The organism is Actinomadura formosensis (assembly GCF_050948385.1).
Taxonomy (GTDB): domain Bacteria; phylum Actinomycetota; class Actinomycetes; order Streptosporangiales; family Streptosporangiaceae; genus Spirillospora; species Spirillospora formosensis.
Window position 1 is genome coordinate 6,177,025 of the sequence record NZ_CP192011.1, and the last position, 14,226, is coordinate 6,191,250.

Annotated in this window: 12 protein-coding genes; 6 read left to right on the forward strand and 6 right to left on the reverse strand. The window is 71.9% G+C overall.

Annotated elements, in window-relative coordinates:
* Positions 1-36: 36 nt before the first annotated feature.
* Positions 37-783: a hypothetical protein gene (locus ACQP1N_RS29010; protein WP_067801055.1), complete on the forward strand. Its 747-nt coding sequence runs from the start codon at positions 37-39 to the stop codon at positions 781-783.
* A complete protein-coding gene (locus tag ACQP1N_RS29015; RefSeq protein WP_433227669.1) occupies positions 780-1,961 on the forward strand; it encodes a glycosyltransferase family 4 protein in 1,182 nt (393 codons plus the stop codon). The genes ACQP1N_RS29010 and ACQP1N_RS29015 overlap by 4 nt, the downstream gene beginning before the upstream one ends.
* On the opposite strand, the gene ACQP1N_RS29020 is transcribed toward ACQP1N_RS29015, so the two are convergent.
* On the reverse strand, positions 1,958-3,442 hold the full coding sequence (locus ACQP1N_RS29020; protein WP_433227670.1) for a hypothetical protein: 1,485 nt from the start codon (positions 3,440-3,442) through the stop codon (positions 1,958-1,960). The two genes, ACQP1N_RS29015 and ACQP1N_RS29020, sit on opposite strands and share 4 nt — an antisense overlap.
* A 130-nt stretch (positions 3,443-3,572) precedes the next feature.
* Between ACQP1N_RS29020 and ACQP1N_RS29025 the strand changes: the two genes are divergently transcribed.
* A complete protein-coding gene (locus tag ACQP1N_RS29025; protein ID WP_067801061.1) occupies positions 3,573-4,577 on the forward strand; it encodes a CDP-alcohol phosphatidyltransferase family protein in 1,005 nt (334 codons plus the stop codon).
* Positions 4,578-4,640: 63 nt separating this feature from the next.
* Here the strand turns inward: ACQP1N_RS29025 and ACQP1N_RS29030 are convergent, their stop codons facing one another.
* From ACQP1N_RS29030 to wecB, 5 genes are all read right to left on the reverse strand, one after another.
* A complete protein-coding gene (locus ACQP1N_RS29030; protein ID WP_174548869.1) occupies positions 4,641-4,808 on the reverse strand; it encodes a hypothetical protein in 168 nt (55 codons plus the stop codon).
* A 60-nt stretch (positions 4,809-4,868) separates the two neighbouring features.
* A complete protein-coding gene (locus ACQP1N_RS29035; protein WP_207393949.1) occupies positions 4,869-6,020 on the reverse strand; it encodes an RNA-guided endonuclease InsQ/TnpB family protein in 1,152 nt (383 codons plus the stop codon).
* Positions 6,021-6,194: 174 nt separating this feature from the next.
* A complete protein-coding gene (locus ACQP1N_RS29040) occupies positions 6,195-8,324 on the reverse strand; it encodes a glycosyltransferase family 1 protein (RefSeq protein WP_433232835.1) in 2,130 nt (709 codons plus the stop codon).
* Between the two features lie 53 nt (positions 8,325-8,377).
* Entirely contained in the window at positions 8,378-9,133 is a 756-nt protein-coding gene (locus tag ACQP1N_RS29045) for a hypothetical protein (protein ID WP_433227671.1), read from the reverse strand.
* The gene (gene wecB / locus ACQP1N_RS29050) at positions 9,126-10,208 is read right to left on the reverse strand and encodes a non-hydrolyzing UDP-N-acetylglucosamine 2-epimerase (RefSeq protein ID WP_242608617.1); all 1,083 of its coding nucleotides are present in this window, start codon (positions 10,206-10,208) and stop codon (positions 9,126-9,128) included. The genes ACQP1N_RS29045 and wecB overlap by 8 nt, the downstream gene beginning before the upstream one ends.
* Before the next feature lie 42 nt (positions 10,209-10,250).
* On the opposite strand from wecB, the gene ACQP1N_RS29055 reads away from it, so the two are divergent.
* The 3 genes from ACQP1N_RS29055 to ACQP1N_RS29065 all read left to right on the forward strand — a co-directional run bounded on the left by ACQP1N_RS29055 (position 10,251) and on the right by ACQP1N_RS29065 (position 14,222).
* A complete protein-coding gene (locus tag ACQP1N_RS29055; protein ID WP_433227672.1) occupies positions 10,251-11,693 on the forward strand; it encodes a glycosyltransferase family 4 protein in 1,443 nt (480 codons plus the stop codon).
* A gap of 19 nt (positions 11,694-11,712) precedes the next feature.
* Complete coding sequence (locus ACQP1N_RS29060) at positions 11,713-12,975, forward strand: nucleotide sugar dehydrogenase (RefSeq protein WP_433227673.1); 1,263 nt, start codon at positions 11,713-11,715, stop codon at positions 12,973-12,975.
* Positions 12,976-13,094: 119 nt separating this feature from the next.
* Positions 13,095-14,222 carry a glycosyltransferase family 4 protein gene (locus tag ACQP1N_RS29065; protein ID WP_433227674.1) on the forward strand — a complete coding sequence of 376 codons (1,128 nt, stop codon included), beginning with the start codon at positions 13,095-13,097 and terminating at the stop codon, positions 14,220-14,222.
* Positions 14,223-14,226: the final 4 nt, after the last annotated feature.

Below are 14,226 nucleotides of genomic sequence, written 5' to 3' on the forward strand. Positions count from 1 at the left end.
CCGGGCACCGTGGACGCTGTAGCGAACCATTGCCGGGTGGGCGCCGACGACCGCCTGCTCGTCCGCTGGCCCGCCCCCGTGCCGGACGGGCACCGGCTCGTCCTGCGGCACCGCGCGTCCGGCGAGACGCGGACGGAACCCATCACGGGCGGTCGGCACTCGGTGGAACTGGACGTCGGTGATCTGGCGTCCGGCACCTGGACATTGGTGATCGAGGCGGGCGGGCTGGACCGTCCGCTGCTGACCGATGACCCCGGCTTCTCCCTGGACGGGCTGCGCGCCTACGCCGACCGGCCTCGCGAGAGGGCCGTCGGCGTGGTGCGGACGCCGGAGGGGCGCGTCAAGCTCAGGGTCCGCAAGGTCACCCCGCACGCCGAGGTGGAGGCGGTCCATCCGCGCGACGGCGAGATCAGGATCATCGGGCGGCTCGCCTACACGGGCCCGCGGCCCGGGGAGAGCGCGCGGCTGGTCGCGGCGGCGCGCGAGAGCGAGGCCCGGCTGGTCCGGGACGTCCGGCTCGGCGGGACCGCGTTCCAAGCCTCCCTCGCCGTCCGCGACCTCGCGGCGGCGGAGCCCGCGCTGTGGGACCTCTGGCTGGACGTGGGCGACGTTCACGCCCGGCTCGTGACCCGGCTGGACGACGCGCCCGGCAAACGCGGCATGCTCTCCTATCCCCGGCAGGTCGCCGAGTCGGGCGGGCGGGAGATGGCCGTCCGGCCCTACTACACCGACAGGGACCAGCTGGCGATCTCGTGCCGCCTCGTCGGGGCGGAGGCCCCATGAAGATCACTTTCCTGCTGCTGGAGGCCTTCTCCATCGACGGCACCGTCCGCTGCACGTTCACGCTCGCCGAGGAGCTGTCCCGGCGGCACGACGTCGAGATCGTCAGCGTGCTGCGGGACCGGGACCGGCCGCTCCTGCCGCTGTCGGACCGTGTCCGGCTGCGCTCGCTGGTCGACCTGCGGCCGGAGGCCAAGATCGCGTGGCCGAACGCCGGGCGCGCCGAGCGGCTGATGCCCGAACCGTCCGCGCTGATCCCGCCGCAAGAGCGCAGCTACAACAAGTTCAGCGCCTGGACGGACGACAGGATCGGCCGTTTCCTGCGGCGTCCGCGCACCGACGTGCTGGTCACGACCCGGGCCGGGCTCAACCTGCTGGCGGCGCGGTTCGCCCCCCGCAGGGTCGTGGTCGTCGGGCAGGAGCATCTGCAGCTCGGCATCAACGAGCCGGAGATCATCGACGAGTTCAAGGAGTGGTACCCGCGGCTCGACGCGCTCACCACCCTCACGGCCGCCGACGGCGCGGACTACGAGGCCGCGCTCCCGGCCGGCTCGTGCCCGGTCCACACGATCGGCAACGGGCTGCCCCACCGGCTGTATCCGCGCTCGCGGCAGGAGAACAGGGTCGTCGTCGCGGCCGGCCGGATCGTGTGGATCAAGGGCTACGACCTGCTGATCAGTGCGTTCGCGAAGGTCGTGGAGAAGTATCCGGAGTGGAAACTGCGGATCTACGGGGACGGCCCCCGGCGCGAGGAGCTGCGCCGCAAGGCCACCCGGCTCGGGCTGTACAACAACGTCCTGATGATGGAGCCCACCGACGACATGGAGGGCGAGTTCGCCAAGGCGTCCGTCCTCGCGATGTCGTCGCGGGCCGAGCCGTTCGGCATGACGATCATCGAGGCGTTCGCGTGCGGGCTGCCCGTGGTCGGCTTCGACTGCCCGCGCGGTCCCCGCGAGATCATCACCGCCGGCCATGACGGGCTGCTCGTCCCGCCGGAGGACCCCGACGCGTTCGCCGAGGCGCTGATCCGGCTGATCGGCGACGAGGAGCTGCGGCTGCGGATGGCCGGGCACGCGCTGGCGTCGGCGGAGCGCTTCGACATCTCCGTCGTGGCGGAGCGGTGGGAGAAGATGCTCACCGAACTGCGCGCCGCCCCCCGCCGCGCCTCAGGACGCCGCTAGGTGCCCACGTCGATCTTGGCGCGGGTCTGCCGAAGCGCCGGTTCGTCCTGGCCGGAGGCGGGCCGGGCCGGGGGGAGGAGGGCCAGGGCGAGCGCCACGCACGCGAACGGGACGGCGGGCAGGACATAGCGGTAGTCGAAGTCGGCGGTCGCCGCCGGGATGACCAGCAGCGCCAGGCTCGTCCCCCAGGGCAGGAGCGCGCCCGTCCCCCAGTGCGTGAAGGGACGCAGCGGTCGCCACCTGCCCCCGCACCGGACGTGCAGGAACGCCCCGGCGAGCCCGGCGAGCAGCAGGACGCCGACGAACGTGCCCGGCATCCACACCCGGTGCTGGTAGGCGAGCACCTTCCCGGCCCACGGCTGGACGACCCTGGGCTCGCCGTTCGGGCCGTAACCCGCGGCGACGAGCGCCTGCTTGTCACTCCACGACTCACCCTTGTGGAACTCGTACTCCAGATAGGTCCACGGCGTGGGGTACGGCTTGCGGTCCCATTCGAACGCCATGAACGTGTCGTGGACGACCACCCTCGCATAGTCGCCGGGCTGCTTCTTGATGGCCGCCCACGCGAACTCACTGGCAAGCCGGTTGCCCTCCTCACCGGTGACCCATCCGGGGATATCGCGGAACGGGGAGTCCTTCGTCCACATGACGGCGAAGGCAGGGGAGATATTCGGATTGCTGCGCCTCGGGCACATGATGCGGAGTTCGGGGCGGGGCTTGATGATCTGGCAGTCGGCGAACGAGGCGGTGCGCCCGTAGAGCCAGATCCCGCCCGACTTGCTCATCTGGAACTGGCCGTACTCCGCCTGGAACCAGAACATGTAGCCGACGATCGGCAGCGCGAACATCACGGCCGCCGAGGCGCAGGCCCGCCAGCCCGCCCGGCGCAGCAGCATCGCGACGAGGATCACCGCGATCAGCGGCAGGCCCGCCGACCTGGTCAGCGCGGCGAACGCCGCGAACATCCCGGCCAGCGCGCCGAGCCACCAGGTCGACCGGCGCCGCCACAGCACCGCCGCCACCGCCGCGAGCAGCAGGAACGTGAACAGCGAGTCCGACAGGAGCATGTGCTCAAGGGCGATCTGATGGACGGGCATCAGCACCGGAACGGTCAGCGCCGCGGCGAGCAGGGCGGGCAGCCAGACGCGCCACGCCCACCGTCCGGGCCTGTCCGGCGGCCAGGCCGCCCGTCCCGCGCGCAGCACCAGGACGTACACCAGGACACCCGTGAGAACGCCGATGGCGTGCTGCACGGCCACCACGACGGTAAAGCTGTGGAACGGTTCGATCAGCCGGAGCAGAAACGGGTATCCACTCGGACGCGTCTCGCCGGGACGCAGGTTCATCGCGTCCTTCAGGTAGCTCGGCGAGTCGCCGGACCACGATGGCGCCGGATACCCCAGGACCACGATGACCCGGATCCAGATCGCCGCCGCGAGAACGCCGGCGAACGGTACATGGGCGATAAGTCGGACGCGCACTCGCCCCAGCGTACCCATGAAAATGATCACCATGTGCCGAGGTCCCGATCACGGATCCGCGACAATGCCGGTGCCCTGAACCGGACAGCCGATAACATCGGACCGCTCATCACGATGAAAGGGAACCTCCATGGCGAACTTCACGCTCGACGACGTTCGGCAACGGACGTACAAGGCGCGTGACGCCTGGTGGACCGTCCTGCTGGTCGATCCGCTCGCGTCCCGGCTGGTCAGGTTCACGGCCAACCGGACGCGCGTGACCCCGAACCAGCTGACCGTCGGGGCCCTCGTCCTCGGCCTCGCCGCCGGCGCCTGCTTCGCGGTGGCGTCCTGGCCCTGGCTGCTCGCCGGCGCGGCGCTGTACCACCTGTCGTTCACGCTCGACTGCATGGACGGCAAGATCGCCCGGCTCAAGGGCACCGGCTCGGTGTTCGGCGCCTGGCTCGACTACATCTTCGACCGCGTCCGCGTCCTGGCCTGCGCGATCGCCCTGATGGGCGGCCAGTACGCCGCGACCGGCAACGTCGCCTACGTCTGGACGGCCGTCGCGGTCGTGTTCCTCGACATGCTCCGCTACATGGACGCCTTGGAGATCTACAAGGTCCGCACCCAGATGCGGACCACGCTGGACGCGGCGCGCGAGGAGGCCACGGCGCTCGAACGCGCCGCCCGCCGCGCCAACGGCGAGATCCCCGACGCCGACGAGGACCTCCGCTCCGCCGAGGCGCTCACCGTGGACCCCGACGTCGACATGGAGAACCGCGTCGTCGGCGACGACCCGACCATCGCGGCGCTCCAGCAGGGCTTCAACCAGCGTTTCCCCTGGTACGCCCGCATTCGGAACGTGCTGACGGCGGGCCGTATCCGCCCGCACCTGATCAGCGGCATCGAGTTCCAGATGGGCGTCTTCATCGTCGGCCCCATCGCCGCCGCGATCGTCTCCGGCGCCATCATCCCGGTCGTCGCGGTGAGCGCCGCCGGCCTGCTGGCCTTCGAACTCGTCATCATCTACAAGTTCTGGCTGTCCAGCCGCGACTACAGCCGCAGCCTCACCAAGCTCAACGCCAAGATCGAGACCTACCGTGCCGGGCTGCCCGCCGAGCAGGCCGGGATCACGGTCGGCAGCTCCGGCTGACCCGATCACCGCGCCCTTCATCTCCAAGGCCCCCGGCACGTATGCCGGGGGCCTTCGCTTCGGTCAGCGCCTGCGGGCGGTGACCAGGAGGTACTCCCACTCCATGGCCGGCGCTCCCCCGTTGTGCCGGTGGGCCAGATCGGTGAGCGCGTGGTCGAGCGCGGCGACCTTCTCGGGATCGTCCGCGATGTGCCGGTAGACGGCGATGGTCGGCCCGTAGTTGGTCGTCAACTTCTCGACCCTGGAGGGGCCGGGCTTGCAGCTCTGACCGCCGCACCTGGGTGGCACGGGTCAGGCCGCGTCGTCGGCAGCGTGACTCACTGCCCAGCCCGCCGCGCCGCGTGCGGCGATGTTGCGGGCTGCGTTCACGTCGGCGTGCTCAGCGAAGCCGCATGACGTGCATGCGAAGGTGGCCTGGGCGGGCCGGTTCTGCTTGTGGATGTGGCCACACGCCGAGCACCCCTGCGAGGTGTGGCGCGGGTCCACGAATACCACCGGTACCCCGGCGCGCATCGCCTTGTAGGCGATGAACGCGCCCAGCTGGGCGAAACTCCACGAATGCAGCGCGACCCGCTGGGGCTTGCGTAGCCGGACCCGCGCCCGGATACCGCCCAGATCCTCCAGGGCGATCCCTTGCGCGGTGCGTTGAGCCTCGGTCACGACCTGCTTGGAGATGCGGTGGTTGGTGTCGGCCACAAAACGAGCCTCGCGGCCCGACAGCTTGCGCAGCAGCCGCTTGGCGGACTTGGTGCCCTTGCCCTGCAGCCGTGCGCGAAGCCGGCGGTTGCGGTGCCGGACCTGGTTGATCCGCCTGCCGGAGTGCACGGTGCCGCCGGAGGTGGTGGCAATGTTGACAATGCCCAGGTCCACCCCGCAGAACCCGTCCGGCACGTACTCGGGAGCCTGGGGGACGTCGCAGGTGGCGTACAGGTAGAAGCAGCCGCCGCGCCACACCAGGTCCGACTCGCCCCGCCGATGCGCGGCCAGCATCTTGGCCTGCTCGGGCGAACAGGCGAAGCCGATGCCTTTGCGCCTGCCGCGCACGGTCCAGATGCTGACGGTGCGGGCATCGATCCGCCAGGACAAGGAGCGGTCGTCGAAGGGCTGGGCGGCGTCCTTGCGGAACCGGACCGGCGTGTTCTCCACCTGGGTGCGGCGCCACGAGCCGACCGGCCCGTAGTTGCCGGCCTTCAGGTTCTGGGCGAGGGTGGCGTAGGCCCCGGCGGCTTTGCGGATGCAGTGGATCGCCGGCTGGGCCGACAGGCCCATCGCCTTCAACTCACCGTACACCAGCCGCTGCAACGCGGTCCTGTCTTTCACACCGGTCGCAAACGCCCGGCGGGAGGCGTGCCCGGCAGCCTGGTTGCACAGCTTCAGCGTCTCCCGCAACGCCGCCTCGGTGGCGGCGTCGGGGAGTAGTTTCACCTGCACCACCAGCTTCACACCCGCACCATAACACCCTGTACCCATATCAACACGATGGGTTTAAGATTTATGTGTCGGGTACGACAGGAGCGCTGGAGGTCCAGGGCCCGAACCCCTCCGCCGGGTCCCGGACCTGTTCAGCCTCTCCCCCTTCGCCGCCGTTCCCCGCCCCGCCACGTAGGGCTCACCTCCTCATGGGGCTCCGGTGAGGAGGTCGGTCCATTGGCGGCAGACCTCGGGGAGGGCGTAGGCGGTTCGCAGCTGGGTCCGGGCCAGGTCGCCGTCTTGTTCCCAGCGGCCGAGGGAGACGGTCGCCGCTATCGACGCGGCCATGGCGGACGGGGATTCGTGGATCCAGCGGGGGTTGTAGATGGTGTCGGCGCCGGGCCAGCCGAGGAGGGCCGGGACGGCGCCGGAGGCCATGCCTTCGGCGGGGGCCAGGTGGAAGCTCTCGTCGTCGCTGGTGGAGAGGACGAAACCTATGCGGCGCAGCCAGGAGGCCACGTCGCGGCCGTAGTCGTCGAAGACGACGCCGCCGGAGAGGAGGCGGGAGCGCCGGATGCGGCGGAAGACCTTTTCGTAGTGGGCCCGCTCCTCTTCTTTCTGCCAGATCCACCAGTACTCCCAGGGGAGTTTGGATTTGACGAAGAGGGTGAAGCGCGGGTCGTCGCGGCGGAGGTCTTCCAGGACGTCCAGGGCGAGGTCGAGGCGTTTGCGGGACGGCGCCATGCCGATCATGCCGAGGTGGTGTTCGGCGCCGGGAAGCTTGGCGCGGTCGAGCTGGGCGTCGTCCACCCAGTTCGGGATGGTGACGACCTTCGAGGCCGGCCAGCCGGTCGCCTCGCGGGTGAGCCGGTTGTAGTGGGGGCTTACGCAGATGACGTGGTCGACCGCGTCGATGTCGAGCTGCTTCGGCCAGGGCGCGTACAACTCGAAGCGGTGGAGCCGCACGACCAGGCGCTGGCCGGGACGTTTGTGCTCGGCGAACCAGAGGGCGTTGGGGCCGCACCATTCGCAGATGACGACGTCCGCCCACTCGGCCAGGTCCCGGCTGCGTTCCTCGTCGTGGGCCTTCAGCGCCGCCCAGTGGTCCACGCGGACCTCCATGTCGGGGCGGGAGCGCAGGTGGTCGAGCAGGCGGGTGAAGAACTTCAGGTCGTGGCCCGCGACGCCCACGCGGAGGCGGCGGCCCTTGACCGCCAGGACCTTCTCGGAGGGTTCGGGGAAGGCTTGGGACAGGTGGCCGCGGAGGCGGCCGGCGGCGGCGTCCAGGGTGAACCCGGCGGCCGCCGTGCGGCAGCGGCCGGCGGCCAGAAGGTAGACGTCCGGGCTCTTGCCGACGAGGGTCAGGGCGTCCAGGACGTCGTCCTCGGTGGCGACGAAGAGCGGGTAGTCGGTGCCGAGGAGCCCTTCGTGCATGGGTGTCCGGTTCAGGACGACGGGGACGCCGAGCGCGCCGCACTCCAGGACCTTCGTCGACAGTTCCAGGCTCGCGTCCATGGACGGGGCGCGCCACGAGAGCCCCACGTCGCAGGACGCGGTGAGCCGCATCGCCTCGGCGCGGGGATGGCCGCCGTGCCAGACGACGCCCTCGCCCGTCTCCAGTGCGGCCCGCATCCGGGTCGCGAAGCCCGCGTCGGCCGGGTCGTCGTGCACCTTGTCGCCGATCATGTGGAGTTCGGCGTCCACGCCGCGCACGGCGAGCAGGCGCGGAAGCGAGGTCATCTCGTAGGTGTTCCAGCGGGGCGCGAACTTGCCCGTGTAGACCAGCCGGAGCGGGCCGCCGGGGGCGCCGGGAGGGCGGGCCTCCAGGCCGGCCGGCAGCACGACCACCGGCGGGAACAGGACGCTCTTGCCCGACGTGGCGGGGACGGCGCTCTCCAGGAAGCCGCGCAGTTCCTCGGTCTGGCAGAGCAGGACGTGGGAGGCGTCGGCGATGCGGCGGAGTTCGCCCTTGGCGGAGGCGCCGAACTCGGCCGCCGATTGGGGGACGTCGGTCAGATAGGTCCAGAGGCGTCCGGCGAGGGGGCCCATGGCGACCCTGCCGGCGACCTGGCGGCCCCGGACGACGATCAGGTCGTGCGGGTCCCCGGCGTCGATGCGGGCGAGGATCGTGGCGGCGTGCCGCGGCACCATGGCGCCGGGACCGTCGAACAGCCCCTCGGCGTGCGGGCTGCGGACGGTCACGCCGGGCAGGGCGCGCAGCGGGTCGACGAGCCGTCCGGTCTGAACGGGCGCCTTGAGGACCAGGGTCACCTCGCAGCCGGCGCGGGCGAGGGCCTGGACCATCCCCTGGACCCAGATCGCCGATCCGTCGATCATGTTGAGGTCGACGTCACCGTAGACGAGGGCGCGTGGACGCACAGTGATTCCTTTCAACGGGCTGCCCCCGCCAAGCGCGCAGAGTTCCCGGTGGGGGGACGACCCCCCGCACCCCCCGGCAACCGCATTGAGGCGAGCAGTTCGGCGAGCCGGCCGGGGACGGTGGCGGTGGCGTCCCAGGTGAGGGCCGCCAGGGTCGCGGGCGGTGTCCGGCCCCACAGGACGCGCGGGAGCGAGCGGGCGGCGGCGATCTCGCGGATCTCGTGCAGCGCGCGATCCCGGTCGTACATGCCGGGTACGCCCAGGTACGCCCAGGGTCCGCCGGGTTCACCGGCCGCCGCGTCCACGACGAGCAGGTCCACATCGGCCGAGCCGAGGACGATCGCGGCGTCGTGCGGGTACAGCGGGACGACCTTCGCGTGCCCGGCGAGCAGCGCCGCCGTGGCCGGGCTCAGCACCCCCGCGATGATCAGGCCGTCGCAGGGTCCCGCGACGAGCAGCCGGTTCTCCGGACGGTCGACGCGGTCGGGATGGACACCGCCGCCGGCGGGCGGACCGGACGCCGGCACGGGGGCGTTCCTCCTGCGCCACAGCCGGTACAGGTCCTTGGGCAGCCGCCGGCCGCGCTTCGGGTTGCGCGCGGCGCCGGCGACCAGGCGCCCGAACTGAACGGCCGTCGAGGTCTCCAGCGCGGCGAGCCGCCGCTCCAGCTCCGCCAGCCGCGCCTCGCGTTCCCGCAGCGTGGCCTTCAGCCGTCCGAGCTGCTGATACGCCTTGGCTTCCCTGGCGGTTTCCGTGGTGTCACTCACCCAGATACTCCATGATCACTTCGGCGATGCGGGGGCCGGCGTGGCCGTCCCACAGGGGTGGTCTCCGGTCGCCCGCCGGCACGCCCGCCTCCAGCGCCTTGCGCGCGGAGGGCACCAGTTCCTCGAACGTGACGAGGCGGTTCGTGCCGTGGGTGATGGTGATCGGCCGTTCGGTGTTCGGGCGGACGGTCAGGCACGGCACGCCGAGGATCGTCGTCTCCTCCTGGAGCCCGCCCGAGTCCGTGACGACCGCCGCCGCCCCCCGCACGGCGGCGAGGAAGTCGGTGTACCCGAGCGGCTCCAGGACGTGCACGCCCGGGTGGTCGTCCAGCCCGGCGGCCAGCAGGTTCGCCCGGCCGCGCGGGTGGACGGGGATGACCAGATCCGCGAGGTCGGCGACGCCGTGCAGGTGCCGGACGAGGGTGGCCGCGGTCTGCGGCGCGTCCACGTTCGCGGGCCGGTGCACGGTCGCCAGGACGTACCGTTCCGGCAGCCCGTGCCCGGCCCGCACCCGGGCGGTGTCGAAGGAGTCCAGGTTCGCCAGCAGCGTGTCGATCATCGGGTTGCCGACGAGGTGGGCGCGGGACACCGGCACGCCCTCGGCGGCCAGGTGCCCGATCCCCTCCGGGCTCGTGACCAGGCACAGCGCGGACAGCTGGTCGGTGACCCGCCGGTTGACCTCCTCCGGCATGGTCATGTCGAAGCTGCGCAGCCCGGCCTCCACATGGGCGACCGGGATGTGCAGTTTGGCCGCGACGAGGGCGGCGGCGAGGGTCGAGTTCACGTCGCCGTACACGATGACCAGTGCGGGTGAACGGCTCGTGAACTCCCCCTCCAGCCCGATCATGAGCGCGGCGGTCTGCTCGGCGTGCCCGCCGGAGCCGACGCCGAGGTTGACGTCGGGTTCGGGGAGGCCCAGTTCGGCGAAGAAGATCTCCGACATCCGCGCGTCGTAGTGCTGGCCGGTGTGGACCACGGCCTGCTCGGCGCCGGCGGCCCGCAGCGCGGCGATCACCGGGGCGGCCTTGACGAAGTTCGGCCGCGCTCCGAGAACGTGCACGATGGGTGCCAACACGATTTCCCTTCTGTTCACCGGGGTCGCTTAGCGTCCGGCCCCGTGGTCGACCAATCGGTGCTGAAGAAATCCGTCTACCTGGCCGGGCTCGCCGGGCGGCAGCTGCGCGACGATCCCCGGCGGGCGGCGCGGCTGGCCGTCCGGCTGGTCGCGCGAACCCCGTTCGGTGCCCGGCTGCGGCGGTCCCGGCTGGCCGTCCCACGGCCCCGGGACGTCCGGCGCGAGACCGCGGATCTGCGTGCCCTGCTCGCTCGGCCGGCGGCGCCGTCGCGGCGCGGGCCCCGGCCCGGGAACGGCGTGCTGCAGTTCGTGACGAACGCGCTGCCGGCCACGAACGCCGGCTACACCGTCCGGACGCACCGGATCGCGCTCGCCCAGCGGGAGTCGGGACTCGACACGCACGTGGTCACCCGGCTCGGCTACCCGCTCAGCCGGGGCGCCGGGGACGCGCGGGCGAGGGTGGACCTCGACGGCGTCCCGTACCACCGGCTGCTGCCCTGGCTGCCGCCGGGAGATCCGCGCCGCGCCGTCGAAAAGAGCGCCGACCTGGCCGGACGGCTGGTGGCGGAGCTGCGGCCGGCCGTCCTGCACGCGGTCAGCGACCATCGGAACGCGGCCGTCGCGCTGGAGGTGGGACGCCGCCACGGCATCCCCGTCGTCTACGAGGTGCGCGGCTTCCCGGAGGATTCCTGGCTCTCCCGCGACCCCGCCCACCGCGAGACCGATGACTTCTACCGGCTGACCCGCGAGGTGGAGACGCGCCGCATGGCCGAGGCGGACGCGGTCGTGACGCTCGGCGAGGCGATGCGGGCGGAGATCGCCTCCCGCGGCATCCCCGCCGAGAAGATCCTCACGGTGCCGAACGGTGTGGACGAGACGTTCCTCCGGCCGCTGCCCGACCCGGGTGACCTGCGTGGACGCCTCGGCATCCCGGACGGCGCCACGGTCGTCGGCCTCACCTCCTCGTTCTACGGCTACGAGGGCATCGACACGCTCATCGACGCCGCCGCCCTGCTCCGCGACCGGGGAACCCCCGTCACGCTGCTGCTGGTCGGGCACGGCCCGGAGCGCGCCGCGCTGGAACGGCGCGCGGCCGGGCACGGGATTCACGCCGTGTTCACCGGCCGGGTGCCGATGGAGTCCGTTCGCCGATTCCACGCCGTCCTCGATGTGTTCGCGGTTCCGCGCCGGGCGGACCGTGTCTGCCAATTGGTGACGCCTCTGAAGCCGATCGAGGCGATGGCCGGAGGAATTCCCGTTATAGCCAGTGATGTCATGGCCCTCCGGGAAATCGTGGAACCCGGCGTGACCGGCGAGTTAACAGTTCCGGAAGACCCGGAAGCATGGGCGAATTGTCTGGAAGATCTGGCTTACAGTCCGGAACGGAGAAAGAAGATCGGGCGGTCGGCCCGGGAATGGGTCGCGGCGGAACGCACCTGGCGCGCCGTGACCTGGCGATACCGGGCCGCCTACCGACTCACCTAGACCGAAGGGAGCCGGCCGCGTGGATCTCGTGGTCATCGGGCTCGGCTATGTGGGGCTGCCGCTCGTGCGGGAGGCCTGCCGGGCCGGCCTGCGCGTCGGCGGCCTGGACCGGGATGCGCGCGTGGTCGCCGGGCTCAAGGCCGGGCTGTCGCACATCGACGACGTCTCGGCCGCCGAGGTCGAGGAGATGCTGGCGGCCGGGTTCGTCCCGAGCCTGCGCGAGAGCGTCCTCGACGGCGCCCGCACGGTGGTCATCTGCGTGCCGACACCGCTGTCGCCGGAGGGCGGCCCGGACCTCGGCGCGGTGCGCGGCGCGGCCGGGACGGTCGCCCGGCACCTGGAGCCGGGGACGCTGGTGGTGCTGGAGTCGACCACCTACCCGGGCACGACCGAGGAGGTCGTCCGGCCGATCCTGGAGACGTCCGGCCTGGTCGCCGGGGAGGAGTTCCACCTGGCGTTCTCGCCGGAGCGGATCGACCCCGGCAACCCGGTCTACGGGGTGCGCAACACCCCGAAGATCGTCGGCGGGCTGAGCCCGGCGTGCGCGTCGGCGGCGGCGGCGTTCTACGGCAAGTTCGTCGACCGGATCGTGCAGGCCAAGGGCACCCGCGAGGCGGAGATGGCGAAGCTGCTGGAGAACACCTACCGGCACGTCAACATCGCGCTGGTCAACGAGATGGCGGTGTTCTGCAACGAACTCGGCATCGATCTGTGGGACGCGATCGACTGCGCGTCCACCAAGCCGTTCGGCTTCCAGGCGTTCCGGCCGGGGCCGGGCGTCGGCGGGCACTGCATCCCGATCGACCCGAACTACCTGTCGTACAAGGTCAGGTCGCTGGGCTACCCGTTCCGCTTCGTGGAGCTGGCCCAGGAGATCAACGACCGTATGCCGCGGTACGTCGCGGAACGCGCGCAGCAGCTGCTCAACCGGGAGGGCCGCGCGCTGAAGGGCGCCGGGGTCCTGCTGCTCGGCGTCACCTACAAGGCCGACATCGCCGACCAGCGCGAGTCACCGGCCCGCCCGGTGGCGCGGCGGCTGGCCCGGCTCGGCGCGGACCTGGCGTTCCACGACCCGTTCGTCACGTCCTGGGAGGTCGACGGCGCGCGGGTCCCGTACGCGGGGGACGACCTCACGGCCGCGCTGCGGGCGGCCGACCTCGCGATCATCCTGGCCGACCACGCCGCCTACGACGCCGGGATCCTGACCCGGCACGCCCGGCTGCTGTTCGACACCCGCGGCCGGACGCGGAACGCCCGGGCGGGGACCGTGGAACTCCTTTAGCGGAGCGGGCCGAGTCGCCCGGCACCGTCCATGCCAGGGACAGCGGGAATTCATCGGCCATTTCCATCGGCACCGGAGACTCGGCCCAAAGACGATGATTCCCGTACGGAGTGAGCGTGATGCGGGTCTGTGTTTGCACGGTGGTGCACCATCCCGAGGACGCACGTATTCTGCACCGGCAGATCCGCGCGCTGCTCGATGCCGGCCATGAAGTCACCTATATCGCCCCTTTCCGGGCATGTAATGCGACTCCGTGGCGGCAGCTCAGCCCGGTGGACGTCCCGCGGGCCACCGGACGCCGCCGGCTCCGGGCACTGCGCGCCGCGCACCGGGCGCTCACCGAGCACGCCGCCTACGCCGACGTGATCCTGCTGCACGACCCCGAGCTGCTGGTGTCCCTGCCCCGCGAGGTCCGGCGGCGGACGGTCGTGTGGGACGTCCACGAGGACACCGCCGCCGCCCTGTCCGCCAAGGGCTGGCTGCCCGGTCCCGCGCGGCCGGTGCTGCGTCCGGCCATCCACCGGCTGGAGCGGCGCAGCGAACGGCGGCACCGGCTGCTGCTCGCCGAGGAGGGCTACCGGTCCCGGTTCCGCGAGGAGCACCCGGTCGTGCCCAACACCACCCACGTCCCCGACCTGCCGCCCCGGCCGCCGGACGGCCTGCGCGCCGTCTACGTCGGGCAGCTCTCGCGGGCGCGCGGCGCGCTCGACATGATCGAGATGGCCCGCCAGCTGGCCGCCGAGGGCGTCCTGGTCGAGCTGATCGGCGCGGCCGACGCCGACGTCCGGGACGCGCTGCGGGACGCGCGGCACGCGGGCATCGTGCGCTGGTACGGGTTCGTCCCGAACGACCGGGCGCTGCGGATCGCCGAGGGCGCGATGGCCGGGCTCGCGCTGCTGCACGACGAGCCGAACTACCGGCACTCGATGCCCACGAAGGTCGTCGAGTACATGGCCCGCGGCGTCCCGGTGATCACCACGCCGAACCCGGCCGCGGTCGGCATCGTCGAGCCGGCCGGCTGCGGCCTCGTCGTCCCGTTCGGCGACCCGCAGGCCGCCGCCAAGGCCGTCCTGCGGCTGCGGGACGACCCTCATCACCGCACCGAACTGGGCAAACGCGGCTACGAGGCGGCCCGCGCGCGGTTCCACTGGCCCGTGCACGCCGCGCGCTTCGTCGCCCAGCTGGAGGCGTGGGCGAACCACTCCGCCGACCCCGTCCGGGAGCCCGAGCCCGTCTCCGAGCGCTGACCGC